Below are 23,403 nucleotides of genomic sequence, written 5' to 3'. Positions count from 1 at the left end.
AAAATTGTGGAGATGCAATAAAATGGTACAAGCACCAGCTAAACCCTTAACATTAGATGAGTTTCTGAAGCTACCAGAAACCAAACCGGCTAGCGAATACATTGACGGTCAAATTATCCAAAAGCCAATGCCTCAAGGAAAACACAGTACAGTTCAAGCTGAATTAATTATCACAATTAATGCAGTAGTAAAGCCAGATAAAATTGCACGCGCATATCCAGAACTGCGGTGTACCTTTGGGGGGCGCTCAACAGTTCCTGATGTCTCTGTATTTCTTTGGGATAGAATTCCCCGCGATGAAAATGGCCAAGTTGCTAATGTGTTTAAGCTGGCTCCTGATTGGACAATTGAAATCCTATCGCCCGATCAAAGTCAGACTAAAGTAACAAAAAATATTCTGCATTGTTTGAATCACGGAACGCAATTGGGTTGGTTAATAGATCCCAATGAGCAAACAGTATTTGTTTTTCTTCCCAATCAACACCCGATAGTATTTGATGAGCCACAGCAACAATTAATAGTCCCCTCATTTGCTAGTGAATTTATCCTGACTGTGGGGGAATTATTTGGTTGGTTATTAGAATGATTGAGAAAGCAGTTATATAGGTGGGCAATGCCCACCTGAAAAAGATAAAATATAAACATAAAAATTGTGGAGATGTAATAAAATGGTACAAGCACCAGCTAAACCCTTAACATTAGATGAGTTTCTGAAGCTGCCAGAAACAAAACCTGCCAGCGAATACATTGACGGTCAAATTATCCAAAAGCCAATGCCTCAAGGTGAACACAGCACAATTCAGACTGAACTTCCTCCTGTTATAAATGCAGTTCTTAAACCTAAACGGATTGGACGAGCATATACAGAACTGCGGTGTACATTTGGCGGCCGATCAACAGTTCCCGATGTCTCTGTATTTCTGTGGGATAGAATTCCGCGCAAAGAGAATGGCGGTGTCGCCAATGTGTTTAATATTGCTCCTGATTGGACAATTGAAATCCTATCCCCCGATCAAAGTCAAACTAAAGTAACAAAAAATATTTTGCATTGTCTGAATCACGGAACGCAATTAGGTTGGTTAATAGATCCTAGCGAGCAAACAGTATTTGTTTTTCTTCCCAATCAACAACCGATAGTATTTGATGAACCACAAGAACAATTAATTGTACCCTCATTTGCCAGTGAAGTGAGCTTGACTGTGGGGGAGTTATTTGCTTGGCTCTTAGAATAATTTAGGGCTTAATGACCTATAACTATCCTTTTACCAACTGCTCAATCTCATCTGCATGAGTAGGTAAGTTAGCTGTTAATACTTCTGTTCCTGCTTCTGTCACTAACACATCATCTTCAATCCGAATTCCCCGGACATCAGCAAACTTATTCAGCTTATCCCAATTCACGACATCCTTATATTTTGAGCGATTTTCCAACTTATTCAAAATTCCCGGAACTTGATAAAATCCAGGTTCAATTGATACTAGCATCCCAGGGCGTAAAGTGCGATGGAGACGCAGATAGCCTAACCCAAAACGGCTACTCCTTACTCTTCCTTCCTCATAGCCAGCCAAATCTCCAAAATCTTCCATATCGTGAACATCTAAACCGATTAAATGCCCAATTCCATGCACGAAAAAGAGTGCGTGAGCATCCATTTCTACTAAATCATCAGGCTTCCCTTGCAAAATGCCTAAATCTACCAATCCTTCAGCAATAACCTGAGCAGCTAAAAGATGAATATCTCGATATTCTACCCCAGGGACTATCTTAGCAATACAAGCATCGTGAGCTGCCAATACTACATCATAAATATCTCGCTGAGTCGGTGAAAATTTACCAGAAACAGGCCAAGTGCGCGTCACGTCACCCGCCCATCCCATTGCTGTCTCTGCACCCACATCTGCTAACAGTAAGTCTCCAGTTTGTACCGGGTGATGATACTGTTCGTTATGCAAAACTTCTCCTCGCACAGTTACAATACTCGGATAGGCAAAAGTCATATTTTCTGCGATAATATGACCTTCCATTGCCGCACGAATCGCCGCTTCCGTTTTAGCGCTTGCTGTTGCCACCATCCCGGCTTTATGAGCTTTTACAGTAACAGCACTAGCTTGACGTAATTCTCCTAAAGCTGCTGCATCATGGGTGAGGCGCAGAGATATAATTGCCTTGGTTAATTCTAAGTCAATTCCTTCTGGTGATTTCGCTGAAGGAAGAGGGCGATTAAGAGTTTGAGACTGTTTTAATAGGGTACGATAATCCTGCACGGGGATAGTAGCAGCACCCGCTGTACGGGACTCCAAATTTGCCATTGGAAAAGCAGCATCAGCACCTATTTTCTCGGCAATTTCTTCTCTTTTCGGCATTTCTCCATGCCAGAGCGCGTTACTTGGATGTGCGTTATCTATAAACAGTTCTAATTTCCCAGATTCTAGACGAATGGCGGCATTTTCTAAAGGTAAACCTGCAAAGTAGAGGAAGTGACTGCTAGCCCGAAATGGGAAGGTATTCGCTGGATAATTACGCGAAATACTGCGACCTGACCAGAGAATTATAGGAAAATTAATTAAAGTGGCTAGTTTTTGCCGACGCTGGCGGAGTGCCGTTGCTAGGAAATCGTAGTTGTTGGAAATTTCCATGATAAAATGTAGTTAATAAGTCAGGGTCTTTTACCCTGACTATTTTATACCAAACTGCTGAAACCATTGTCTTTTATTACCTTCTTCCTTCTTCCTTACTGCTATAAATCATAAAAATCTATGGGAACTTCTCAAAAATCTCGCCGCACTCCCCTCCAAACTACTGACTGGCCGATCGCACAATTGCCAGGATTGAGCCATCAGAATGAATCTCTACTGCAAGAGTGCGGTATTGCCACTACTGGACAATTGCTCAAAAAAGCTACAACTAGCGATCGCCGATTGGCCTTGGCAAATCAGTTGCAAATTCACGTTCAACATCTTAACAAATGGGTGGCTCTAGCCGATCTGGCTCGGATTCCGAGTGTTGGGTGTCAATATTGCGGGCTTTTGCTTCACGCTGGTGTCGCCTCTGCGAAGCAGTTGGCGGAAATTCCCATTCACAGGCTGCACCAACAAATTTTACGGTTTTATGTGGCGACAATGCAGCGGCGGGATTTGTGTCCCTCTGTGGAACAAGCCCAAGAATGGATTCAACAAGCAAAAATGCTATGCAGTTAACTATTATGCAGTTAACTATTAATTCTTAACTGTTAAAGTTTAAATGGTTTGAGCCACGAGCGAGTGTCCTAATTGATGTTAATTCATATTACTTGCCTATTATCTGGCACTGGTTAACATCCAAGCATAATTTTGTGAATTAAACATTGCATACCCTTATTAACCAGAAGGGAAGAGAGAGAAAAATAGAGGTGGGGATAGGCATAACTAGAAGAATCCCCTGTTCCCTATACTCTATTTTATTGATTGCCGCTTTGTTGAAGGCGCAGTAACTCAGCTTGAATTCTCTGTTTGAGAACTGGATCTGCTTGCTGACTCAGAGTAATTGCATTAAAGCGAGAAACTGTCAACTTATTACTTTCTATAATTTTTCTGGCGAAATCACAGTAATTCACTGCTACTCCACGAACGTCGCCTCGGAGTCTGTTAATACTTCTAGTTTCGTTGCAAACAACTGGGGGAACTGAACCTACCATGCCTTTAATTTCTTTTACGGCTTCGAGCCGTCTAGGTTCGATTGCTAAGACAGCACGGGCATAGTTAGCGATCTCTTCGTTGGAAATCTCTTGAGCTTGGGCGGCGGAACCGAAAACCAGGGTTGGGGATTGTCCCGACAAACCGGGCACGACTCCTGTTAGTAAACCTGCTGCGGAAATGGCTCCTACGATCAGAGATTGCGATATTATGCGGCTGAGGCTAAGTTGAGGGCTGTTAAGTAGAGTGTTCATGGCGGTTACTTAGGTGTAGGTAAAACAGAGCGGATCGCTGAGAAGCTCTATAGTTTTGAATAATTTTCCGGGGAGGAAGTTCCTGAGAAGAAGACAATTCTTACAGTTTGCCTCTATCCCATAACTTTAAACCCCATCCTAGTAGTTATGAGGTAGTTATGAGGGATTTTAGTGCCTCTAGAGGCTAGGGCAGAAGTTTTGGCGACGATCGCCTATTTAGTTGCGGTACAGGTTTTACCAGGGAGAAGCATTTTGATTATAGTAGCCGATCGCGGCTTTGTGTGAGAAGAAGGGACTAGGGGCTAGGGGCTAGGGGCTAGGGAAAGAGGGGGAGCGGGGGAGCGGGGGAGCGGGGGAGCGGGGGAGCAGGGGAGATTGGTAATTAGCAATTAGCGATTAGCGATTAGCGATTAGCAATTAGCCATTACCAGTTAACAGTTAACTGTTAACTGTTAACAGTTAACTGTTAACAATTACCAATTTTTAAGCACAATCGCTCCTGGTTAACTCAGATTTTACAGTTTCTTCGACTGCCTTTAAGTCAATATTAAACTTAGATGCGATCGCTACCATTAGCTTCTGTTCTTGCTCCGTTACCACGCAATCTAGCTGAGAAATTGTGTAGCATCTAGCCAGTAAAGCCATTGCATAGTCGCGATTGAGCTTATCCAAAAGCTGCTCTAAAGGTACTGGCGATTGAATATTAGCAGCAATTACATCCAGTGTGGTTGGGGCTAAATTTAATGCTTGCAATTCTGGCAAAATATCCGACCAAGACTTATCGGGATAACTTGCTAAAATCTGATGAACCAAAATCTGATCGACGATTGCTTGTTGTGCGATCGCCACTGTTAAATATTCCTCACTTTCCCTCTGAATCTCCTGCGCCGCCGCTGGCGATGTCAAAGGATTCACCTTGGCTTCATAAAACCGACAAGCTGCATAGCCTAGTGTATAAAGCATAACTGCATTCGTACTCGCGCCGATCGCCATCCCTGCCAGAGGGACATTTCGCAGCAATCCCAAACCCGCCTTCAGTGCTCGCGATCCTCCCAACGACAGCCCAAAAATCCCTAAAACTTCTCCCCGCCGCGCCGGAGAATGCAAATCCATCCCATAAGCTGCGGCAATTTGATAAAGCATTTCCGTCTGCAACTGGGTTGTAGCCACCAAATCCACCGCCAGCAGTGCCACCGCCACCCCAGGCAAAACGCTGCTTACTAAGCCAATTCCGCCTGCATAGACAGCTTTCTCTACCATAATTCGGTGAGCGATCTCACTCGGACTTTCCTGTGGATATTCCTGCTGCAACTTTCTAACAGCAGCCTCCGCACTTGCGATATCCACAGAACCAGCTAAACTCAGCAGCCAGTCAGCCCTAAAAACTTTGAGAACTTGTTTGAGTATGGGGTTATCGCCCACCATCCCCAGCAATTTTCCCGCTTCTTCAGTAGCCAAGTCTAACAAATCCTGAGTTTGTTTTGCTGCTGTAGTTGCTGCTGTACCAATTGCTTCTGTGGCGATCGCGCCTGCTTTTCCGGCTTCGGATGTGGCTTGTGCGATCGCATCTCCGATTCCTGCTACCACTTGTCCAGCAGCATCGCATAGGGAACTTTCCGCAGGTTTGGCCTCCGAATTATTAACTGATTTATTTGACTCTGGTGGTTGCTGCTCTTTTAATGCCATTATACTATTCCTCTGGAGCTAGTCTTAAAAATTAGGATACGGGGACGGTTGATAACTTTTATCGGTTGACGAGGACAGGTCGATCGAGATTATCGATCGGTGACAAAATCCTTCGGTGAACTTACCTTACAATTTTTATATTATTTTAGCATTCCTAATTTTACCATCTTTCTAGGGGCCGATTCACCTAGATATTTGCTACTGTCACCGACAAGAGTTGAGGCGATCGGTCAAGCCGGGGCGATCGTAAATAATTTTAACTTCCATTTCTGCTGATACAACTATATCTGAGAAGTTGTTCATAATTTTTTTGATTACAGATTTTATCAATTCTATAGATACAAGGGGTGGGTTCGCCGAGATTTGCTATCGGTATCGACAAATCTTATAAACCCGCCCCGCCCATATTCATCTCTCCCATATTTTATCTTCCCTATTTCTGAGCTTATCTGGGAGTTAAAACCGCTTTCGGATAAGCAATCCGCTTATGATTAAACTGTTCCCAAACCCGCACAAAAATTTCCGCGACTTCCGCTAAATCTTCCCGCGTCAACCCCGAATCAATCAACTGATTATCTTGCCATCTAGCCCTCATCATCTTATTAACCATGCTCAAAGCTTCCTCATGAGTGGCATCTTTAAGCGATCGCAAAGCCGCCTCACAAGAATCTGCTAACATCACAATTCCTGTTTCTCGCGACTGAGGTATGGGCCCATCGTAACGAAAATCTTTCTCCCTCAAGACTCGATTTGCAACTTTTAATTTTGTATTCGCATATTCCTTCCCATTAGCAATTCTTTCTTGTTCGGCAACAATTTGCTGTGCTTGGTGGTAGAAATAAGCAATTAACATTGTCCCTTGATGTTCCGGGATGAACGCCTGAATTGCCTTGGGTAATCGATATTTCTTCGCCATCGCCAACCCTTCAGTAACGTGCTTTTTAATAATATCTGCACTCACCCAAGGGTCATTAATTTGATCGTGCTTATTCGGGCCACTCATCTGATTTTCACAGAATCCCAGCGGATCGTGCATTTTGCCGATATCGTGGTATAATGTGCCAGTCCTCACCAGTTCCACATTGCAACCGAGCGATCGCGCCGCAGCTTCAGCCAAGCTAGCCACAAATAAAGTGTGCTGAAACGTCCCTGGTGCTTCCGCAGCCAACCTTTTGAGCAGCGGACGGTTGGGGTTAGCCAATTCCGCTAAACGAATCGGCGTGATCAAATCAAACAAATGTTCTAAATACGGACTGAGACCGAGAGCGATAATACTCCAAGCCACCCCGCCCAGACTTTGCAAAATCACTGTACTGACTAACGCATACCAAATCGAGCCACCAGTGGCGCTTCCAATCAGAGTAAACAACAGGTAAACCATGCCCTGAGTTACACCTACCCCCACTCCTAACAGAGCTAGTTCCTCGCGCGATCGCAGTCGCCCAGCCATAAGCGCACCCAGCAAACCGCCGGCTGCACTTGCCAACAAATGAATCCCGTCAATTTCTAAGCCAATCGGCAATACTGCCGAAAGCAGGCCCACCACTGTTACTCCTACAGCCGAACCGTAAAAGCTACCGGCCAGAATCCCAATCGCGGGTAAACTCGTCCAAGGAATGCCCACAGTCAGCAGCACTGGCGTACTCAGCGTCAACAGCAACAACAGCAAATGATCTCTGCGCCGTAGACGGTAGTACCTCTCCACCAACAGCACAACTCCAATTGCGCCGCTAACTAGGCAGACAAACCCCGTTAACCCTACCCAATTTACTTCCCGACGGCTCAAACTAAAGTGGTCTAGCAACACAAAATCGGACAGGGTGATTTCCTCGCCTTCTTTAACAATAATCTCGCCCTCTTCCACAGTTGCCATCACCGGTTTGACCTTTTGAGCGGCAAGTTCGGCTAGCTGCTTGGTTGCTTCTATATCCCTAACCAGATTTGGCTGCAAAATTGCCCCTAAGCTCTTCACCGCTAAAGGTTGAGTTTCCGTCGGCATCACATCCATTACTTGTTGTCTGACGGCTTCCTTTAGGATATCTTTAGGCAGTCCCGGCGGAATGCCTTGAGCCAGCATCCGGCTGGCTGTACGGTTAATTCCGGTTTGCGTTTGCAACCAAGCTGCATCGGATAACTCCAATAAAGAGGAATCATAGATCTCTCCCAGTGCTGAAACTGATTGCTTGGAGAGTTCCTCTAAGGCGTTGAAATAACCTTTACGAGCCTGGGAGATATTTTCTGTGAGTCTGTTAAAATCTTCCTGCGATACTACCAAACGGTAAGCTTCAAGTTCTGCAACTGCTTGCTCTACAGATTTATTGACGATCTGCTTTGCGGCTGGGAATTGCTCTGGACTCGACTTTGTATTCCCGATTTTTTCGTCATCGAGCTCTGCGAGTACAGCTCGCCATTCCCACTCTTGGCACTGCCTTAAGTAACTCTGCACAGTAGTAGAGAGTACTTCTATGCTGACAAAAGGAAATGGCCCTGCGAGCTGTCGTAGTTCGTTACCCCGTACCAGAAATTTTTGAATTTCCTGATAGATGTGGCGATCGGCACTAGAATCGATGGCTAGCACTGGTACTGCACCCGTGCGGGCTTCTTTGCGCTGCTCTTCGGTGGTTTTGCGATCGGGGATACTAGCACTAGCTGGAGCTTTGATTGTCTGGGGAGCTTTAGTTCCCACATCCAATTTCGGCTGATTGTAAAAGCGATGTCCCATTGTCCCCGTCAGAGACACCACAGCTACTACTAGCAGCCAAGGCGATCTTGCTCTACCTTTAGGACAGGATTTTGAGCTTTGAACCCTAGAAGGAGCGACAGTCTCAACAAGCCCCGGTGAGAGGGGCATGGGAGATAGTAGATGCTGGTGGCTTTGTGCAGTATGTGCTAAACCGCCATTAGTCGTTTGTGTGTTAGCGCTGTGTTTGCTTACCCTGCGGACAGCGTTTAGCTGCTCAATAAAGCTAGCAGCAAGAGAGTGGAGCGTATTCATTTATATCAAAGCTACATCGAAGTTATTTAGCAGCCCTGTCAGATATTTTGCCTGACTCTGGATACTGATTAGTGCCTAGTTCTAAGTTTTTTATCTCTTAAAACTAGACTCGGTGAGGCGCAAACAGTTAGCGATCGCTATTCACACCGAATTTCTTTCACTCCTGAATCTAAAATCTCAAAAACTCTAAACTCTATGAGGCCTAATCACATAAGGTGCTGCCACAACAGGAGGTTGTGGTGATGCGCTAGAGGCCGAGCTGTGGTATACTCCAGACCAAACAGCCAAGAGGTTAGCTGCTAATTCCATAATTTCCCCTATACTTACCGTACCCCAAAGTAAAGGCGATCGATCCGAATTCTCACGCCCTGCTTCAGAATTTGTTTCTAATGCGACTCGCCATTCTACAGGAATGCTGACAGCGCCATTATAAGCTCCCGACAGGGCCCCCACCAAACTGCAAGTGAGCTGGGGTTCTACTCCCATCTGCGCTGCGCGGATAACTGCTAAGCGCAAATTTTCTGGGGTACTCAGAAAGCAGTAAAAAGCTAAGGCAATCGGAAGAAAAAATGAAGGACTGACAAACTTGGCTTCTAAGCTTCCCTCTGTTACCTCTTGCCTCTGTGCATCGACTGCACTTTTACAAAGCTGAGTCTGAGCTGCCTCTAAACTAGCATTCTGCTCTAATAATATCTGTACTTTTAGCAGTAAAGTTGCTAACGGCATATCTACCCCAAGATAGGTAAGGGTTTCGGGAATTAAGACGGAGGGGTGGAGTTTTTCTTTAAGCGCACGCGAGATCGCGTATCCTACGCTTAAAGTCCCTACTGCTACATCTTGTTCAATTTGGCTGGGTGCTTGCCAAACCCCAGCTACTTGTTCTAGCTTTTCTCGTAGTTTAGCTTTATTTTCATGAAAAAACATCGCTACTGGTAAAGTAGCAACTGCTGCTGCTGAAGGCTGAAGAATCAAAGATGAAGGGTGAAGGGCTAAGGGTGAAGTTAAATTTTGTCTCGGTAATATGTCTAGTGCCGATCTGCCAGCCTTTGGATCGTCTGGTGAAGAGTTAACTTTTGTAAATTCTGAGTTAGAAACTCCAACCCAAATGTCCCTCCAGTCTTTTAAATCTAAACCTCTCATCTGTATCAAGCTTTTACCCCAGAGGTAAGCAAGATAAGCGCTGCTAGCAGATGCTCTATTGTTAAGCTGGAAGTCACGGTTGAGGGAGTTTATTTCAACTCGTGTCGCACCCAGCCGGAAATTTGGCAATTTTATCTTGTTTGAACTGCGGTTAAAATCTTCATTCCGATCGCTACAACTTAATATTTGCCTTTGGTATTCAATGCCTAATAATTCCCCTAATGCTGCACCTAGTAGCACACCTTGAAACTTATTTAACAGGGAGTAACGCATTTCAGTTAGCCCTCTTGTTCCCTTCTTTTCTAGCCCCTAGCCCCTAGCCCCTAGCCCCTCTTTTCAAGTGATGAACCAAAGCTTGTAACCCCAAACGGTAACTATCCGCGCCAAAACCGCTGATTTGACCAATCGCCACCGCCGCAATAAACGAATGGTGTCTAAAAAGCTCGCGGCGGTAAATGTTACTCAGATGAACTTCTACCGCAGGAACATTAACGGCAGCGATCGCGTCTCGGATTGCTACGCTGGTATGGGTATAAGCTCCAGCATTAATCAGCAGACCTTGGTGTTGCCCTAGCATTGACTGAATTGCATCCACCAAAACGCCTTCATGATTGGACTGCTGGATAGAAATTTTAACCTGGAGGGCTTGCGCTTCTTCCTCTAACAACTGGTTGATGTCATCTAAAGTTGCACTGCCATAAACTCCAGGTTCTCGCTGACCCAATAGATTGAGATTGGGGCCGTGCAACACCAGGATATTTAACAATTCCAACAATTCCAGCGAAATTAATTTTTATTTCTGATTTTTGATTTGGGATGTCACAGAGAGCTGAATCCTTTTGCCAATCTCAAATCCACTGCGGTTATCTGGGACGCTTTGGTTCGTTGACTGGAATGGGAATAAGTTCGGGTTCTGGTTGAGTGTCTGGGCTCAGCAGAGCTTCTATGAGCTTGCGAATCCATTCCGTGATTTCTTCCAGTACCTTTTCAATTTCCTCCATTGAACAGATAGCTCCTTTTTTTCAGGCTAATTTGCTGGACTAACGGCTAAATTTCTGAATTCAGGCAAGCAAAAAGTTGAAACCAACCGTCGAGCTTGTCTTCTCTGGGTACTTTGCTGTGGGCAACGGAGAGAAATCAGTTGATTTACCAATCAGTCTTATTATTTAATAATAACGAATGTTTACAAATAATCAAGAGGTTAAGGAAAAGGAGTTTGGAGTTTTGAGTTGGAAATTGCCCCAATCCCCGATCTCCCTCTTCCCATGTTGTCGGTTGCGATGTAAAGTGGCTTGTCCGTTAGAAGGGGCGATCGCGCGATCCCTCAGATCGCCTTAACCCTTGTGTTAGCGCAATGGATTAGTGCTAGGAGAGATAAGGGAGATGAGGGAGATGGACTGGGTAATTTACTTAAACGCAGCTAGCAATTCCTTAAACATCAGCTTCACCAACCGGGCGATCGCGCCTAACAAGCTAAAGCCTCCGATCTGACAGAAATTGACCGCGCCGCTAGTATCGCCCCTTGAGGGGTGGGAGTCTCAACTCTCGAATCTTTTTCTGCGGGTTAGCAGTCTGACTCGGTTTAATTGGCTCATCTGTAGCAATCTTTTCAGAGCATCCCCAGCAATGACTCAGGCGATCGCTCCGATTGGGAAAGCTAGGAGCGATCGCACAACCAACAACCAACAACTAACAACTAACAACTAACAACTAACAACTAACAACTAACAACTAACAACTAACAACTAACAACTAACAACTAACAACTACTAAATGCTCTACAAAATTGTTCATATCACTACTTATAGTTACAGCCGATTTGTTGATCTAGAGCCTCATACAGTGAGGTTGCGAGCCCGCTCTTGCGGTTTTCAGTCCCTACGGGCTTTTTCCTTAGAAGTAACTCCCGAAGCAGCCGGAGTTTCTGAGGTACTAGATTGGGAAGGAAATAATACTATTAAGCTGTGGTTTACACAGCCTACAAACCAACTCAGTATTAAAATTACCTCTGAAGTCGAAACCCACTGTACAAATCCCTTTAATTACCTAGTAGAGCCTTGGGCAATGCAGTTGCCAATTACAGATTATCCAGCACCAGTGCTGGCTCAGCTTGCGCCATATTTACAACCTATTAGTAGCCCCGTAATAATGGAGTTAGCACAAGAGATTTGGCAAGCAACAAATGGTCAAACGGTTAACTTTCTCAGCGAACTTAACCAGCGAATTTATCAAAATTGCGAGCAGACAGTTAGGGAAACTGGCGATCCGTTTCCGGCCGGAATTACCTGGAATCAAAAGTTAGGTTCCTGCCGCGATATGGCAATTATTTTTATCGAAGCTTGTCGCGCTGTTGGGCTAGCTGCAAGATTTGTCAGCGGCTATCAGGAAGGAGTTCCTGAGCAAGAAGAACGGCATCTCCATGCTTGGGCCGAAGTATATTTACCGGGTGCTGGTTGGCTGGGATACGATCCTACACAGGGTTTGGTAGTTAGCGATCGCCATATTGTCCTAGCTGCTAGTGCCATCCCTCGCTACGCCGCCCCTATTTCTGGTAACTTTAGAGGTGCTGGTGTTACGTCGGATATTCAATACACTTTGTCCATTCAAATTATCAGTTAAATTCCCCCTCAGTTCGACAACTTTTGGGTTTTTTGGAGTTAAAAATGATAACAGGACTTACGCAATCGAAATAAAAATCAAGAGTGACAATTGCTCGATCGGATTGGCAATAACACAATTATATTGCTTTTGCGTAAGTCCTAACTAACGATCGCAATGCTTGTTCATCCCAAATTTCAAGAGCGGGTTTTATTCCTCATCTAAGTGTGACGTATCTAAGTGAGCTATATCTGTGTGTCCTGCATCTGCGATCGCCTTCGGACATGACCAATTACTCGAAAGCAAAGATGGCCATCCCATCCGCAACGCCTCATGACAAACTGTATGAATTGTTAACTGACAGTCCAACAAATGCAAACCGGACTTTTCAGACTGCTTCATGCCAATTTTTAAGATCGAGTCATTGGTGAACTCAATAGTCTTGTTACACTGAACGCAGACAAGGTGATGGTGGTGGTGTGGGTAAGGCTGATTTATTTCATAATGTTTGTGACCTTCTGCCAGTTCCAGTTCTCGCAGCAAACCCATCCTTGCCATTAACTTCAGAGTTCGGTAAATAGTGGACAGACTGATCCGTTCCCCTCGATTTTGTAGCACATTGTAAAGATCCTCCGCACTCAGGTGATTGCCCTTTGGCAAATTTTGAAAGACGTGCAAAATAGTCTCCCGCTGAGGAGTCATCCGCCAGCCTTTGTCGTTGAGTTCGGATTTAAATGATGTCGCTGTGTAAAGTACCATAGTCAGCTTTTCAAAAAAGTCTTCCTATTGACAATCATACACAAGAATTCTATATTTTTTCAAGTATTAAAGATTATTGAGAATCAATAGCGATTAGATTATTAGCATTAATTAAAAAAAAATCAATAAACGGGGAAGAAGGGGCTAGGGGCTAGGGACTAGGGACTAGGGAAATAAAGAGAAGAGAGAGGTAGAGGTTAAAAGAAATCAAGAATTTTCTTCTTCTCTTACCCTATTTTCTATTTCCTAACCCCTTTCTTCCCCTAGTCCCTAGCCCCTAGTCCCTAGCCCCTTCTTCCCTAGCCCCTAGCCCCTAGTCCCTAGCCCCTTCTTCCCTAGCTATACTAAGTCAAAGACTCTAAATAGTCCCGTACTCGGTTGCGGCGCTTGGGCTGGCGCAACTTTTGCAAAGCTTTAGCTTCAATTTGGCGGACTCGTTCTCGCGACAAGTCAAGAGCTCGACCAATTTCTGCCAGAGAGTAGGGATGTCCATCTCCCAAACCAAACCGCATCAAGATCACATCTCGTTCCCGACTGGTTAAATCGGCTAGAAGTTGCTGCAAGTCGCGGTGTAAAGCCTCCCGCATCAGCAGTTCTTCTGGAGAAACGCTATCGGCATCGTCGAGCAAATCTCCTAACTCAGTATCCTTCTCATTGCCTACTTTAGTTTCCAGGGAAACAGAACGTGGAACTCTGAGTAATACTTCTCGCACTTGGGGTGCAGTCATGCCTAACTCAGCGGCGATATCTTCAATACTTGCCGTCCGGCCTTTTTCTTGAGAGATTTTACGTTGGGCTTTCTTGATTTTGTTAAGCTTTTCTGTGATGTGGACGGGGAGGCGAATAGTGCGGCTTTGGGTTGCGATCGCTCGCGTAATTCCTTGACGAATCCACCAGTAGGCATAGGTGCTGAAGCGATAGCCCCGTGTTGGATCGAACTTTTCAACTGCCCTCTCCAGGCCCAAAGTACCTTCTTGGATTAAATCTAAAAGTTCTAAGCCCCGATTTTGATACTTTTTCGCAACAGATACCACCAGTCGCAAGTTAGCTTGGATCATGTGATCCTTGGCTTGGATGCCTTCAGTAATCATTTGATCTAAAGCTTCTAGTGTCACACCTGCCAACTCAGCCCAGCGGCGCTTGCCTTCAGCCATGATCCGCTTCAATTCGGATACCTCAGCGACACCTGCTAATGCAGCCCACCGTTCTAGGGAGGGGCGGTGGCCCAACTGAGCAGCCAAGCGATCGCGTGCTTCAATTAACTCAACATAACGACGAATTAGCCCTTCCTCCTGCTCTGCTGCGGTATTTCGCAACTCTAGCAGCCTGATGTAGCGTTGGACTTTTTGGGCTTCAGAGACTTCTTCATCTCGACCTAATAAACGAACCCGACCGATTTCTTGAAGGTACAAGCGCACTAAATCAGTAGTGCGGCGGCTGGCAGTGTTGTTGAATTTAGCTGTGTCTCCATCCAAGACCTCTATCTCATCTTCTTGGAGGTCTTCCACGGCTTGTTCGGCATCGCCCTCCACTACGTCGGGTTGCAAGGAATGCCCTTGCAGTTGCTCGTCGTATTCGGCTTCAGCGTAAAAAGAGGTGGGTGGCATAGTGATTCTCTCAGTTGCTCCGGGTAACAAGATGCTGCGCTTAGCGGCGGTTTGTTTAAATATGATGCCCCCTGTCTTAAGACGAAGCATCACCGCTATTAGTTCCGTTTCCCGCTTTGCGGACATCCGTGCTGCGATCTGTTAGGTTTCAGGCCCGGGCAATGTTTGAGAACATTAGCGGGATTAGCCAGCGACTCTAGCATTGAACAGCCAGGTTGTCTGTAAAGAGGGTTATGCTTCTCTATTTGCTAGCTAGTATAGGGAAAATATCAGCTACTAGGGGGTGACTTTCGTCAGAAGCTAAGATAATCTTCATCACCATTGATGTTGGTTCCCGATCACTTCCCCAATTCCACCTAAATCTTTACAAAACTTTATTAATTGCCCACATTCGCTACGTAAGTCTCAATTCAAGTGTTTAATTTTTAATTTTTAATTTTTAATTTTCTGGCGGGGATAAAGCTGCATCAAAGCTCTAACTTGCTCAGCATGATAGGAACTGCGGGTGAGAGGAGAAGCCACAACTTGCAAAAATCCCAAGGACTCGCCAAACTCCCTCCAAGCGGCAAACTGTTCTGGCGGTACAAAAGTTTCGACATTTAAGTGTTTTTGCGTGGGTTGCAGATATTGCCCGATAGTTAAAATATCGCAATCAACCGATCGCAAGTCCTGCATCGTTTCCCGAATTTCCGCGTCAGTTTCCCCCAATCCCACCATCATGCCCGATTTAGTGTAAACCCAAGGCGCGATCGCCCGGCTGCGCTTCAATAATTCCATTGTCCGCTCATATTTCCCTTGGGGACGCACTCGGCGGTAAAGTCGATTAACTGTTTCTGTATTGTGGTTGAGCACGTCTGGTTGTGCTTCCAGAATTGCTTCTAAAGCTTGCCAATTGGCGCACAAGTCTGGGATTAAGACTTCTATCGTAGTTTGCGGCATTACCTCTCGCACGGCTTGAATGCACTGCCTAAACTGCGATGCACCACCGTCTGGTAAGTCATCTCGGTTGACGGAGGTAATCACAACGTGGTTGAGTTTGAGCCGCAATACCGCCTCTGCCAGCCTTTCTGGTTCAGTTATATCAAGCGGTTTGGGCTTTTTCTCGAAGTCGATGTCGCAATAGGGACAGGCGCGGGTACAGGCGGGGCCCATAATTAGAAAAGTAGCCGTGCCAGAGTTGAAGCACTCGCCGATGTTGGGACAGGATGCTTCTTCGCAAACGGTATTGAGGGCTAAATCCCGCAGAATTTCTTTAACATTGCCGACTCGTTCCCACTGGGGGGCTTTGACTCGCAACCACTCTGGCTTAACTGTCACGACTGCCTCTATGTGCTGAAGTGTTAGAAATTATTATAATACAACGGATGGGGTTTGGCATCTGAGTTTACTGGTCTAGTTGTAGGTGCGGTTAGTCCTAAGATTTTGGGCGTGATGGGTTGGCCTGTGGCGATCGCGCGTGCTAGAATTTTTACATAACTCAATTCGGGATGTAGCGCAGCTTGGTAGCGCACCTCGTTCGGGACGAGGGGGTCGCAGGTTCAAATCCTGTCATCCCGATTATTTACAATAACATAGCCCTGATATTCTTTGCGATCTTTGTTTAATCTATAAAGTATGCCGCCAAGTACTAAAAACCTATGAAACTTAAAGTCATAATTCACGAAGCAGAAGAAGGAGGATTTTGGGCCGAAGTTCCTGCTATTCCTGGTTGTGCTACTCAGGGAGAAACCTTTGAGGAATTACTTCAAAACCTTTATGAAGCCATAGAAGGATGTTTATCAGTCGATATTGAATCAGTGGAGATGAATGATAGAGACAGAATTCTGGAGATTGCCGTATGAAGTCCATGTCAGGCAAACAGTTAGCGAAACTGTTAGAAGATGCTGGCTGGATTTTATTAAGAGTTCAAGGTAGCCATCACATTTACGGCAAATCTGGGATAAGTGTGCGAATTTCCGTTCCCATTCATGGTAATAAATCTCTAAAAATAGGTTTACTCCATAATCTACTGAAAAGGGCTGGTTTTTCAGAAATTCTGACAACTGAAAGTAGCGATGCCGAACAGTCAAATTTTGAGGATATTGATAAATCCAATGAAGATACTGCAAAGGATTAAAATTGCTGTGAGTGGCGATCGCACTCCATAGCTAACTGAATATTAAACAGCTTTAGCTACCAACAGCGGAATCTCAATTATAAACTCCGCTCCCTCTCCTGGTGTAGAAATACACTTTAACTTTCCCCTATGTTTTTGAGTGATAATGCTGTGGGAAATTGATAGCCCTAAACCCGTACCCTGGCCGACAGACTTCGTAGTAAAGAAAGGGTCAAACAAACGCGGCTGCAATGCCAAAGGTATGCCGGGGCCATTATCGGCAATCCCAATTAATACTGTATTACTATTACTAACTTCCGTACTAATTCTAATTGTAGGCGCACTAAAATTTTCCTTCGTTATTTTCCCTGAATTGCCTTCTTCCAAAGCATCAATAGCATTCATTATAATGTACATTAACACCTGATTTAGTTGCCCTGCATAACACTCAACAAGTGGGAGTTTACCGTATTCTTTAATCACATGAATTTCAACACGAGAACCGTATTTTTTTAAACGACTATCCAAAATCATTAAAATATTATCAATACTTTCATGAAGGTCACTCGCTTTGATGTCGGCTTCATCAAGACGGGCAAAGTTCCGCAAAGAATAGACAATGTTGCGAATTCGCTCCGCTCCTGCTTGCATAGAAACTAGCAGTCTAGGCAAGTCTTCCTTGATAAAATTTAAGTCAATATCTTCTATTGCCTCTTCAATTCGTGGGGCGGGATGGGGATAGCTTTGCTGATAAACTTCCATCAAGGTTAGGACATCAATAAAATATTTTGAGGCGTGGGGTAAATTACCGTAAATGAAACTCACAGGATTATTGATTTCATGGGCAATACCAGCAACTAAACTGCCCAGCGAAGACATTCTTCCGGTTTCAACCAGTTGAGTTTGAGTTTGTTTAAGTTCGTCCAAAGCTTCCTCTAATTGCAGTGCTTTTTGGGTCAACTTTTGAGAAGTTAGCTCCAATTCTTTATTGGCCTTCAGCAGACGCTCTTGAGCTTTTGTCCGCTCAATACGAACTCCCAAAATGCGGCAAGCAGCTAGGATTAAATCTTGTTGATTGCTGTCTTTAATGGGCGGGAAATTGTGCGAATTTAAAGTTAGCACGCCTATAACATTCCCATCTGTAGCCGAAATCGGAAAAATACCAATCCTGTTAATTTCGGGTTGACCAAATGTCGCGACAGAATTTGGATTACTAGCATAGTCTTTGACAAATATTGGTTCGCCAGTTTTTACTACTTGCCACAGCATCCCTTCGCTATTAAGGATGTCATGGTTTATTTCTTGGTCTATTTCTTGGGGTTTGCGGTAGGCGGCAACCAATTCAGCAGACAGATCGTTACCAACAGGACAAGCATGAGAACTTTCATCAATGCTGTTAATTACTTTGACATCTCCATAAGTAGAGTTTGTAGTTTCAACGAGGTGTTGGATAGCAAATTCGGCGATCTCATTTAAGTCAGTGGAAGTTTGTAAGCGTTCAGTCAAACCTAGTAAAAAAGAAAGACGCTCAACTTCAGATTCTAATTGGTAGTGACTGGTTACATCTACTAGCAAACCATTCCAGAAAATATTTCCGTTTGCTTGGCGGGAAGGTTGAGCATCCCACTGAATCCATTTAGTCTGTCCTGAAGATAAGATAAACCTCCCCGCCCATTTCCATGATTGCAAATTACAGGCGGCGATCGCTATAGAATTGTGAAAATCATCTATGTCTTCTGGGTGAATCATCGCCAGCAGAGTTTCTGTATCCAATTCCATCTCCCAAGCATCCAGCTCAAAAAATTCGCCAAAACTAGGAGTTAAGAATAAGAAACTTAGCGAACCGTCTTGACGGAGTAAGAATTGATACATCAATCCCGCCATACTTGACAACTGCCACTGCGATTTAGTACGGAAATGATACATAGATCCTGGTATTTCGTAGCATTTGTGGCGGTGTTGCGTAGGCGTTTCCTGCCTTTGGCATCGCTCATGTGAAGACGCTTGACCCAGGAAGGCTGATGGTGTCATAAATTTACAGGTTAGCAAAAATCCGTTACTCACAGACCTCGACACGATTGACCCAAGAAGGCTGATGGTGTCATAAATTTACAGGGCGACCTAACTCGGAAGATTTTGCTTGATTCAACAAGAAGGTAAGCTAAAAGTAAATTGCAAATAGGTTTTATACAGTCATAAAACAATAAGACTATGCAAACAGTTAAGGCTGCTTAGCGTAAAATAGTACGATTATAGTAACTATTTTTAAGTTTTAGCTCATATTTAATAATTTTTAACTCTATCTAGAGGTTGAATACTTAGAAGGTTGAGTTCGTTTAAAAATCACAATGTAATGTAAAGCAGCGCCGATTCAGATTTTAACTGTTAAAAAAATATAAATTATATCTCACTTAAGTTACTTTGATGATATGACCAGTTTCAACTCTCATAAACCAATACTATACTTCTGTAGATAGATGGGCTAGGATTTTAATATGTTTAAATTTCTAGTTGACAAGAGATTTTAACACCAACCCTGAGTTTAGAGGAAGTTCTCATGTATCAAAGTGGCGAAGTTTTTGGCTCCTGCACTCGCTGTGAAACCCTGCCGAGCAAAATTGAAGGCAGCGGCGGATTATACTTGTGGTTTCCTGTAGGGCATACACTAAATAAGGTTTTTTCTGTTTTGCAAAAAGCTGGACTTAAGTCCCAATTTCTAGAAGATGAAAAATGTTTATACATATTCCTAGAAAAAGAGCGAGTGGAAACTTTTAGTTCCCTAGTGTCAGCTAAACTTACGCCTAAAGAATTGAAAGAAACGCAAGTTTTGTGGATAGCGGGAGATACTAAACCAGAATTTAGCGATTTTTCCCGCATGACTTCACTGCATAACTTCACTAGCCTCAAACAGTCGGACTGGCTGCTGGATTTGTTAGCGGCGGAGAGAATTACCAGTCATTTTCAGCCTATTGTTTATACTTCGGATACTTCTAAAATTTTTGCACAAGAGGCATTACTCAGAGGTTTTGACAAGGAGGGAAATTTAATTTTTCCGGGTCGCATTTTCTCTCAGGCGGAGTCCGCAGGTATGGTTTTTCAACTAGACGCTTTAGCTAGGACTTGTGCGATTCGGGAAGCAAGCCATCATGGAATTAAAGAGTTAATTTTTATCAATTTCTCTCCTACTTCTGTTTACGATCCAACTACGTGCTTGCGAATGACTGTGCGTGCCATTGATGAAGCCGGGATTCCTCACGATAACATTGTTTTTGAAGTAGCAGAATCGGAACAGCCGCCGGATCTTGCTCATTTGATTAAGATTCTGAAATTTTATCAAGAAGCAGGGTTTTTAATTGCACTTGATGATTTTGGGGCTGGATATTCTAACTTGAATTTAATTCATCAGTTACGCCCGGATTTTGTGAAGTTGGATATGGACTTGATTCGCAACGTACATCAAGACTCTTACAAAGCTCTAATTACTGAAAAACTATTGGAAATTGCGAATCATTTGAATATTAGAACTGTGGCGGAAGGGGTGGAATCTTTAGAGGAATTGCAGTGGGTGGGGGAAAGGGGGGCAACTTTTGTTCAAGGTTATTTAATTGCGAAACCAACTGCTCCACCTGTGACAACTACGCCCTACTTTGAGATTAAATCTCTGTCGGTAGTGGATTAGGTTGCGCTGCCCAAATTCTCTCTGCATCCGCCCCTTCAGACTTTGAAATTCAAGGAAAATCAATCAAGGGAGGTGATATTAAACTCCTATGTACCTCCGTATATAGCTTTCTAGAGATTCCATTTTCATGTTGAAAATAAACTCTAAACTTTCGATTTCTGCGGGTGTGCAGAAAAATTCGTTAGCCAGCAATACTCGCAAAGTGCTTAAGCTTTTTTGAGCTTGGGGATTTAATAAACCCACTGCTCCCCGCAGACCATCGAACACAAATAGAGGTGGGTTAATTACTACAGGTTCGCGATTGAAAAGCCGCCCGAAAATACGAGCAATGTCTTCTCGTGTGAGAATATCAGGCCCTCCTACTGGGAAGATTTGGTTGCGAGCTTCGGGAATATTTACGGAGTCTACGGCAATTTTTGCTAAGTCGTCGGTACTGACAATGGATGTGCGATTTTTGGGGTCGCCTATCAATAAATAAACTCCCGTTTGCCGAAATTGTTCGGCTAGGGGGATTAAATTTGAAGCAAAACCAGCAGGTCGCAAAATTGTGTAATTTAATCCACTAGCTTGCAGGTATTTTTCTACTTCACGCTTGGCTTTAAATACTGTAGAGTCTTCATATCCTCGGTCTACTCCGAGTACGGAAATGAAGACAAAGTGTTCAACGCCAGCATCTTTGGCGCGGTCAATTAATTCAATGTTAGCACGGTAATGTATTGCTTGAGCATCGCTACCTGCACCATGCGTGCTAATGACGTATTTAACGTTTTGGCAAGCTTTTTGAATGTCTTTGTCTTGCTTGAGGTCGCCGATGAAAATTTCAGCGCCTCGGTTTTCTAGTTCTGAGTAGCGAGATGTGAGGCGAACAAATGCTCGCGTTGCTATTTCTCTTTCTCTCAGCAGCCGTACAATTCGGCGGCCTAGTCCGCCTGTTGCTCCAGTAATTAGAAACATGATAATTAGTTGTGAGTTGTCAGCGGTTACAAATCTTTATAACTCATATTTCAAATTTCGACAATGACGGGAGCATGGTCGCTGGGTTTGGTTAATTGTCTAGGGGTTTTATCAATTGTGCAGCTTTTGGCGCGATCGCACAGACTCAAGCTGAGATAATGGTGGTCAATGCGCCATCCCCTATTGTGACGGAAACCACCCGTGCGATAGTCCCACCAGCTAAAATGGCCGCCTTCATCGGTAAATATGCGAAAAGCGTCGCTGAAGCCTAATGCGACGATTTCCTGTAAGGCTTGGCGTTCTGCTGGTGAAGCCATGATTTGATTCTTAAAGGCTTTAGGGTTGTGAATATCGCGATCGTCGGGAGCAATATTAAAATCGCCACAAACACATAAATTAGGGGATTTGTCAATAATGATTTTGAGATATTCTTGTAGTAGTTTCAGCCAATTAAGTTTGTAGTTATATTTCTCGCTACCAACTTCTGAACCGTTGGGAATATATAGATTAACAATCCGAATATCGGCAATGATACCTGTAATTAAGCGTTTTTGCTCGTCAAATTCCCCTACAATATCAGTGCCAAGGATGGGTGCAAATCCGGTGCTAATATCTGTCATTGGTAAGCGGCTGAAAATAGCTACACCATTGTAGGATTTTTGACCAGAAATGTAGAAATTATAGCCGATGTCGAGAAATGGCTGTAGCGGAAAATCTTGGTCTATAACTTTTGTTTCTTGTAGGCAAAGAACATCTACGGGATTTGCTTGCAACCACTCTAAAACCTGTTCGAGACGGCTACGAATTGAATTAACATTCCAAGTGGCAATTTTCATTTGGTAATTGGTAATTGGTAATTGGTAACTGTCAACTGTTAACTGTTAACTGTTAACAGTTGACAGTTATGCAGGTTTCGCCTCAATGACACTTACTGGCCCTTTTGTTTCTATCATATTCGTCACTTTAAATCCGGCGGAGGAAACTAAATTATAAAATTCATCCTTTGTTCGCATAAAAGTACCGCCGATCACAAACAAAGTTAGACTACCCATACCAATAAATGGCGACATTTTGCCTTCAGGCAACATAAAATCAACAATCATCAGCCTGTCTTTAGCTGTCATAGCTTGATAGCAGCTTTTAAGAATTGTAATAGCATGACTATCATCCCAATTGAGAAGAACACGAGAGAGTAAGTAAAGATCGCCACCAGAGGGAACCGCATCAAAAAAGCTACCTCCAACTATTTGACACCTATCTGCAACTCCCGCCACTTCCAAAACCGGACTCGCATCGACAACAACATCTTCGCGATCGAACAAGATAGCTTGCATCTTCGGATTCGCCTTCAGAATAATAGCTGTTAACGTTCCAATGCCTCCTCCCACATCCACAAGTTTCTTAACTTCTGAAAAATCATAAGCTTCAATCACCGGAAGTAGCCACTCTCTTGTCGTCTCCTTCATCCACTCATTGAAATTTACTGCCGCCTCAGAATTCTGCTGCAAATAGCTATAAAAACTCATCTTAAAAGTATGTTCAAAAGCTGTTTCTCCAGTTTTTATACCGTATAGTAAATTACCCCATCCTTGATATAGTTCATCACCCATTGCCATCACCGTACCTCGTAAAGAATCAGAAGTACCAGTCAACAGATGTTTTCCCAAAGAATTTAAGCGAAACTTGTTATTCTCTTCCAGAGAAAACACACCAACACTTACTAGCATACGCATCAGGTGATAAATACCCTGAGAATTTAGACCAGCAGCTTTCGCAAGTTCATCAGCAGTCTTAGAACCGTCACTCAGAATATCTGCAATTTCCAGTTTAGCCGCTACAAAAAGAGCCTGAGATATTTTAAAGCCATACATCATTTCTAGTAGCAATGAGGATGAGTTTTCGTCTTCAGGTTGGGCATTCTCTGTATATAAAGTCATGGGATATCCTTGGAAAGTTATTTATTT

General features: G+C 43.9%; 22 protein-coding genes and 1 tRNA gene. 9 read left to right on the top strand and 14 right to left on the bottom strand.

Annotated elements, in window-relative coordinates:
* Positions 1-22: 22 nt before the first annotated feature.
* Positions 23-586, top strand: coding sequence for a Uma2 family endonuclease (locus OSCI_RS23580; RefSeq protein WP_007357693.1), 564 nt, complete (start codon positions 23-25; stop codon positions 584-586).
* Between the two features lie 82 nt (positions 587-668).
* The gene (locus OSCI_RS23575; protein WP_007357692.1) at positions 669-1,232 is read left to right on the top strand and encodes a Uma2 family endonuclease; all 564 of its coding nucleotides are present in this window, start codon (positions 669-671) and stop codon (positions 1,230-1,232) included.
* Positions 1,233-1,254: 22 nt separating this feature from the next.
* Here the strand turns inward: OSCI_RS23575 and OSCI_RS23570 are convergent, their stop codons facing one another.
* Entirely contained in the window at positions 1,255-2,637 is a 1,383-nt protein-coding gene (locus OSCI_RS23570) for an aminopeptidase P family protein (protein ID WP_007357691.1), read from the bottom strand.
* A gap of 120 nt (positions 2,638-2,757) precedes the next feature.
* Between OSCI_RS23570 and OSCI_RS23565 the strand changes: the two genes are divergently transcribed.
* Positions 2,758-3,198, top strand: a complete 441-nt coding sequence (locus tag OSCI_RS23565; RefSeq protein ID WP_007357690.1) for a DUF4332 domain-containing protein — start codon at positions 2,758-2,760, stop codon at positions 3,196-3,198.
* 239 nt (positions 3,199-3,437) lie between these two features.
* Here the strand turns inward: OSCI_RS23565 and OSCI_RS23560 are convergent, their stop codons facing one another.
* From OSCI_RS23560 to OSCI_RS30930, 6 genes are all read right to left on the bottom strand, one after another.
* Complete coding sequence (locus OSCI_RS23560; RefSeq protein ID WP_007357689.1) at positions 3,438-3,926, bottom strand: DUF4168 domain-containing protein; 489 nt, start codon at positions 3,924-3,926, stop codon at positions 3,438-3,440.
* Between the two features lie 483 nt (positions 3,927-4,409).
* On the bottom strand, positions 4,410-5,612 hold the full coding sequence (locus tag OSCI_RS23555; RefSeq protein WP_007357688.1) for a hypothetical protein: 1,203 nt from the start codon (positions 5,610-5,612) through the stop codon (positions 4,410-4,412).
* A 445-nt stretch (positions 5,613-6,057) separates the two neighbouring features.
* The gene (locus OSCI_RS23550) at positions 6,058-8,607 is read right to left on the bottom strand and encodes an HD family phosphohydrolase (protein ID WP_007357686.1); all 2,550 of its coding nucleotides are present in this window, start codon (positions 8,605-8,607) and stop codon (positions 6,058-6,060) included.
* Between the two features lie 186 nt (positions 8,608-8,793).
* On the bottom strand, positions 8,794-10,020 hold the full coding sequence (locus OSCI_RS23545) for an ADP-ribosylglycohydrolase family protein (RefSeq protein ID WP_007357685.1): 1,227 nt from the start codon (positions 10,018-10,020) through the stop codon (positions 8,794-8,796).
* Positions 10,021-10,063: 43 nt separating this feature from the next.
* The gene (gene aroQ, locus OSCI_RS23540; protein ID WP_234708816.1) at positions 10,064-10,513 is read right to left on the bottom strand and encodes a type II 3-dehydroquinate dehydratase; all 450 of its coding nucleotides are present in this window, start codon (positions 10,511-10,513) and stop codon (positions 10,064-10,066) included.
* Positions 10,514-10,610: 97 nt separating this feature from the next.
* Positions 10,611-10,748 (bottom strand): hypothetical protein, encoded by a 138-nt coding sequence (locus OSCI_RS30930; protein ID WP_007357683.1) that lies wholly within the window; start codon positions 10,746-10,748, stop codon positions 10,611-10,613.
* 496 nt (positions 10,749-11,244) lie between these two features.
* Between OSCI_RS30930 and OSCI_RS30925 the strand changes: the two genes are divergently transcribed.
* Together OSCI_RS30925 and OSCI_RS23535 are read left to right on the top strand one after the other, a co-directional pair.
* A complete protein-coding gene (locus OSCI_RS30925; protein WP_168371099.1) occupies positions 11,245-11,454 on the top strand; it encodes a hypothetical protein in 210 nt (69 codons plus the stop codon).
* A gap of 66 nt (positions 11,455-11,520) precedes the next feature.
* Entirely contained in the window at positions 11,521-12,366 is an 846-nt protein-coding gene (locus OSCI_RS23535; protein ID WP_007357682.1) for a transglutaminase family protein, read from the top strand.
* Between the two features lie 189 nt (positions 12,367-12,555).
* Here OSCI_RS23535 and OSCI_RS23530 read toward each other — a convergent pair whose 3' ends face one another.
* The 3 genes from OSCI_RS23530 to lipA all read right to left on the bottom strand — a co-directional run bounded on the left by OSCI_RS23530 (position 12,556) and on the right by lipA (position 16,028).
* Positions 12,556-13,104 (bottom strand): transcriptional repressor, encoded by a 549-nt coding sequence (locus OSCI_RS23530; protein WP_007357681.1) that lies wholly within the window; start codon positions 13,102-13,104, stop codon positions 12,556-12,558.
* 344 nt (positions 13,105-13,448) lie between these two features.
* A complete protein-coding gene (sigC, locus tag OSCI_RS23525; protein WP_026103731.1) occupies positions 13,449-14,711 on the bottom strand; it encodes an RNA polymerase sigma factor SigC in 1,263 nt (420 codons plus the stop codon).
* Between the two features lie 432 nt (positions 14,712-15,143).
* The gene (gene lipA, locus OSCI_RS23520; protein WP_007357679.1) at positions 15,144-16,028 is read right to left on the bottom strand and encodes a lipoyl synthase; all 885 of its coding nucleotides are present in this window, start codon (positions 16,026-16,028) and stop codon (positions 15,144-15,146) included.
* A 166-nt stretch (positions 16,029-16,194) separates the two neighbouring features.
* Here lipA and OSCI_RS23515 point away from each other — a divergent pair.
* The 3 genes from OSCI_RS23515 (at position 16,195) to OSCI_RS23505 (ending at position 16,827) form a co-directional block, all read left to right on the top strand.
* Positions 16,195-16,268 (top strand) — tRNA-Pro (locus OSCI_RS23515).
* 80 nt (positions 16,269-16,348) lie between these two features.
* On the top strand, positions 16,349-16,552 hold the full coding sequence (locus OSCI_RS23510) for a type II toxin-antitoxin system HicB family antitoxin (RefSeq protein ID WP_007357677.1): 204 nt from the start codon (positions 16,349-16,351) through the stop codon (positions 16,550-16,552).
* Positions 16,549-16,827: a type II toxin-antitoxin system HicA family toxin gene (locus OSCI_RS23505; RefSeq protein ID WP_007357676.1), complete on the top strand. Its 279-nt coding sequence runs from the start codon at positions 16,549-16,551 to the stop codon at positions 16,825-16,827. The genes OSCI_RS23510 and OSCI_RS23505 overlap by 4 nt, the downstream gene beginning before the upstream one ends.
* A 42-nt stretch (positions 16,828-16,869) precedes the next feature.
* Here OSCI_RS23505 and OSCI_RS23500 read toward each other — a convergent pair whose 3' ends face one another.
* Positions 16,870-18,837 (bottom strand): GAF domain-containing sensor histidine kinase, encoded by a 1,968-nt coding sequence (locus OSCI_RS23500; protein WP_234708815.1) that lies wholly within the window; start codon positions 18,835-18,837, stop codon positions 16,870-16,872.
* Between the two features lie 526 nt (positions 18,838-19,363).
* On the opposite strand from OSCI_RS23500, the gene OSCI_RS23495 reads away from it, so the two are divergent.
* Entirely contained in the window at positions 19,364-20,485 is a 1,122-nt protein-coding gene (locus tag OSCI_RS23495; RefSeq protein ID WP_007357674.1) for an EAL domain-containing protein, read from the top strand.
* A gap of 78 nt (positions 20,486-20,563) precedes the next feature.
* On the opposite strand, the gene OSCI_RS23490 is transcribed toward OSCI_RS23495, so the two are convergent.
* From OSCI_RS23490 to OSCI_RS23480, 3 genes are all read right to left on the bottom strand, one after another.
* Positions 20,564-21,439, bottom strand: a complete 876-nt coding sequence (locus OSCI_RS23490; RefSeq protein ID WP_007357673.1) for an SDR family oxidoreductase — start codon at positions 21,437-21,439, stop codon at positions 20,564-20,566.
* 50 nt (positions 21,440-21,489) lie between these two features.
* A complete protein-coding gene (gene xth, locus OSCI_RS23485; RefSeq protein ID WP_007357672.1) occupies positions 21,490-22,275 on the bottom strand; it encodes an exodeoxyribonuclease III in 786 nt (261 codons plus the stop codon).
* A 66-nt stretch (positions 22,276-22,341) separates the two neighbouring features.
* A complete protein-coding gene (locus tag OSCI_RS23480) occupies positions 22,342-23,376 on the bottom strand; it encodes a methyltransferase (protein ID WP_007357671.1) in 1,035 nt (344 codons plus the stop codon).
* Positions 23,377-23,403 lie beyond the last annotated feature (27 nt).

The organism is Kamptonema sp. PCC 6506, from assembly GCF_000180455.1.
GTDB classification, from domain to species: domain Bacteria; phylum Cyanobacteriota; class Cyanobacteriia; order Cyanobacteriales; family Microcoleaceae; genus Kamptonema; species Kamptonema formosum.
The sequence above is the reverse complement of the archived record's forward strand: the minus strand, read 5'-3'. Positions and strand labels throughout refer to the sequence as shown.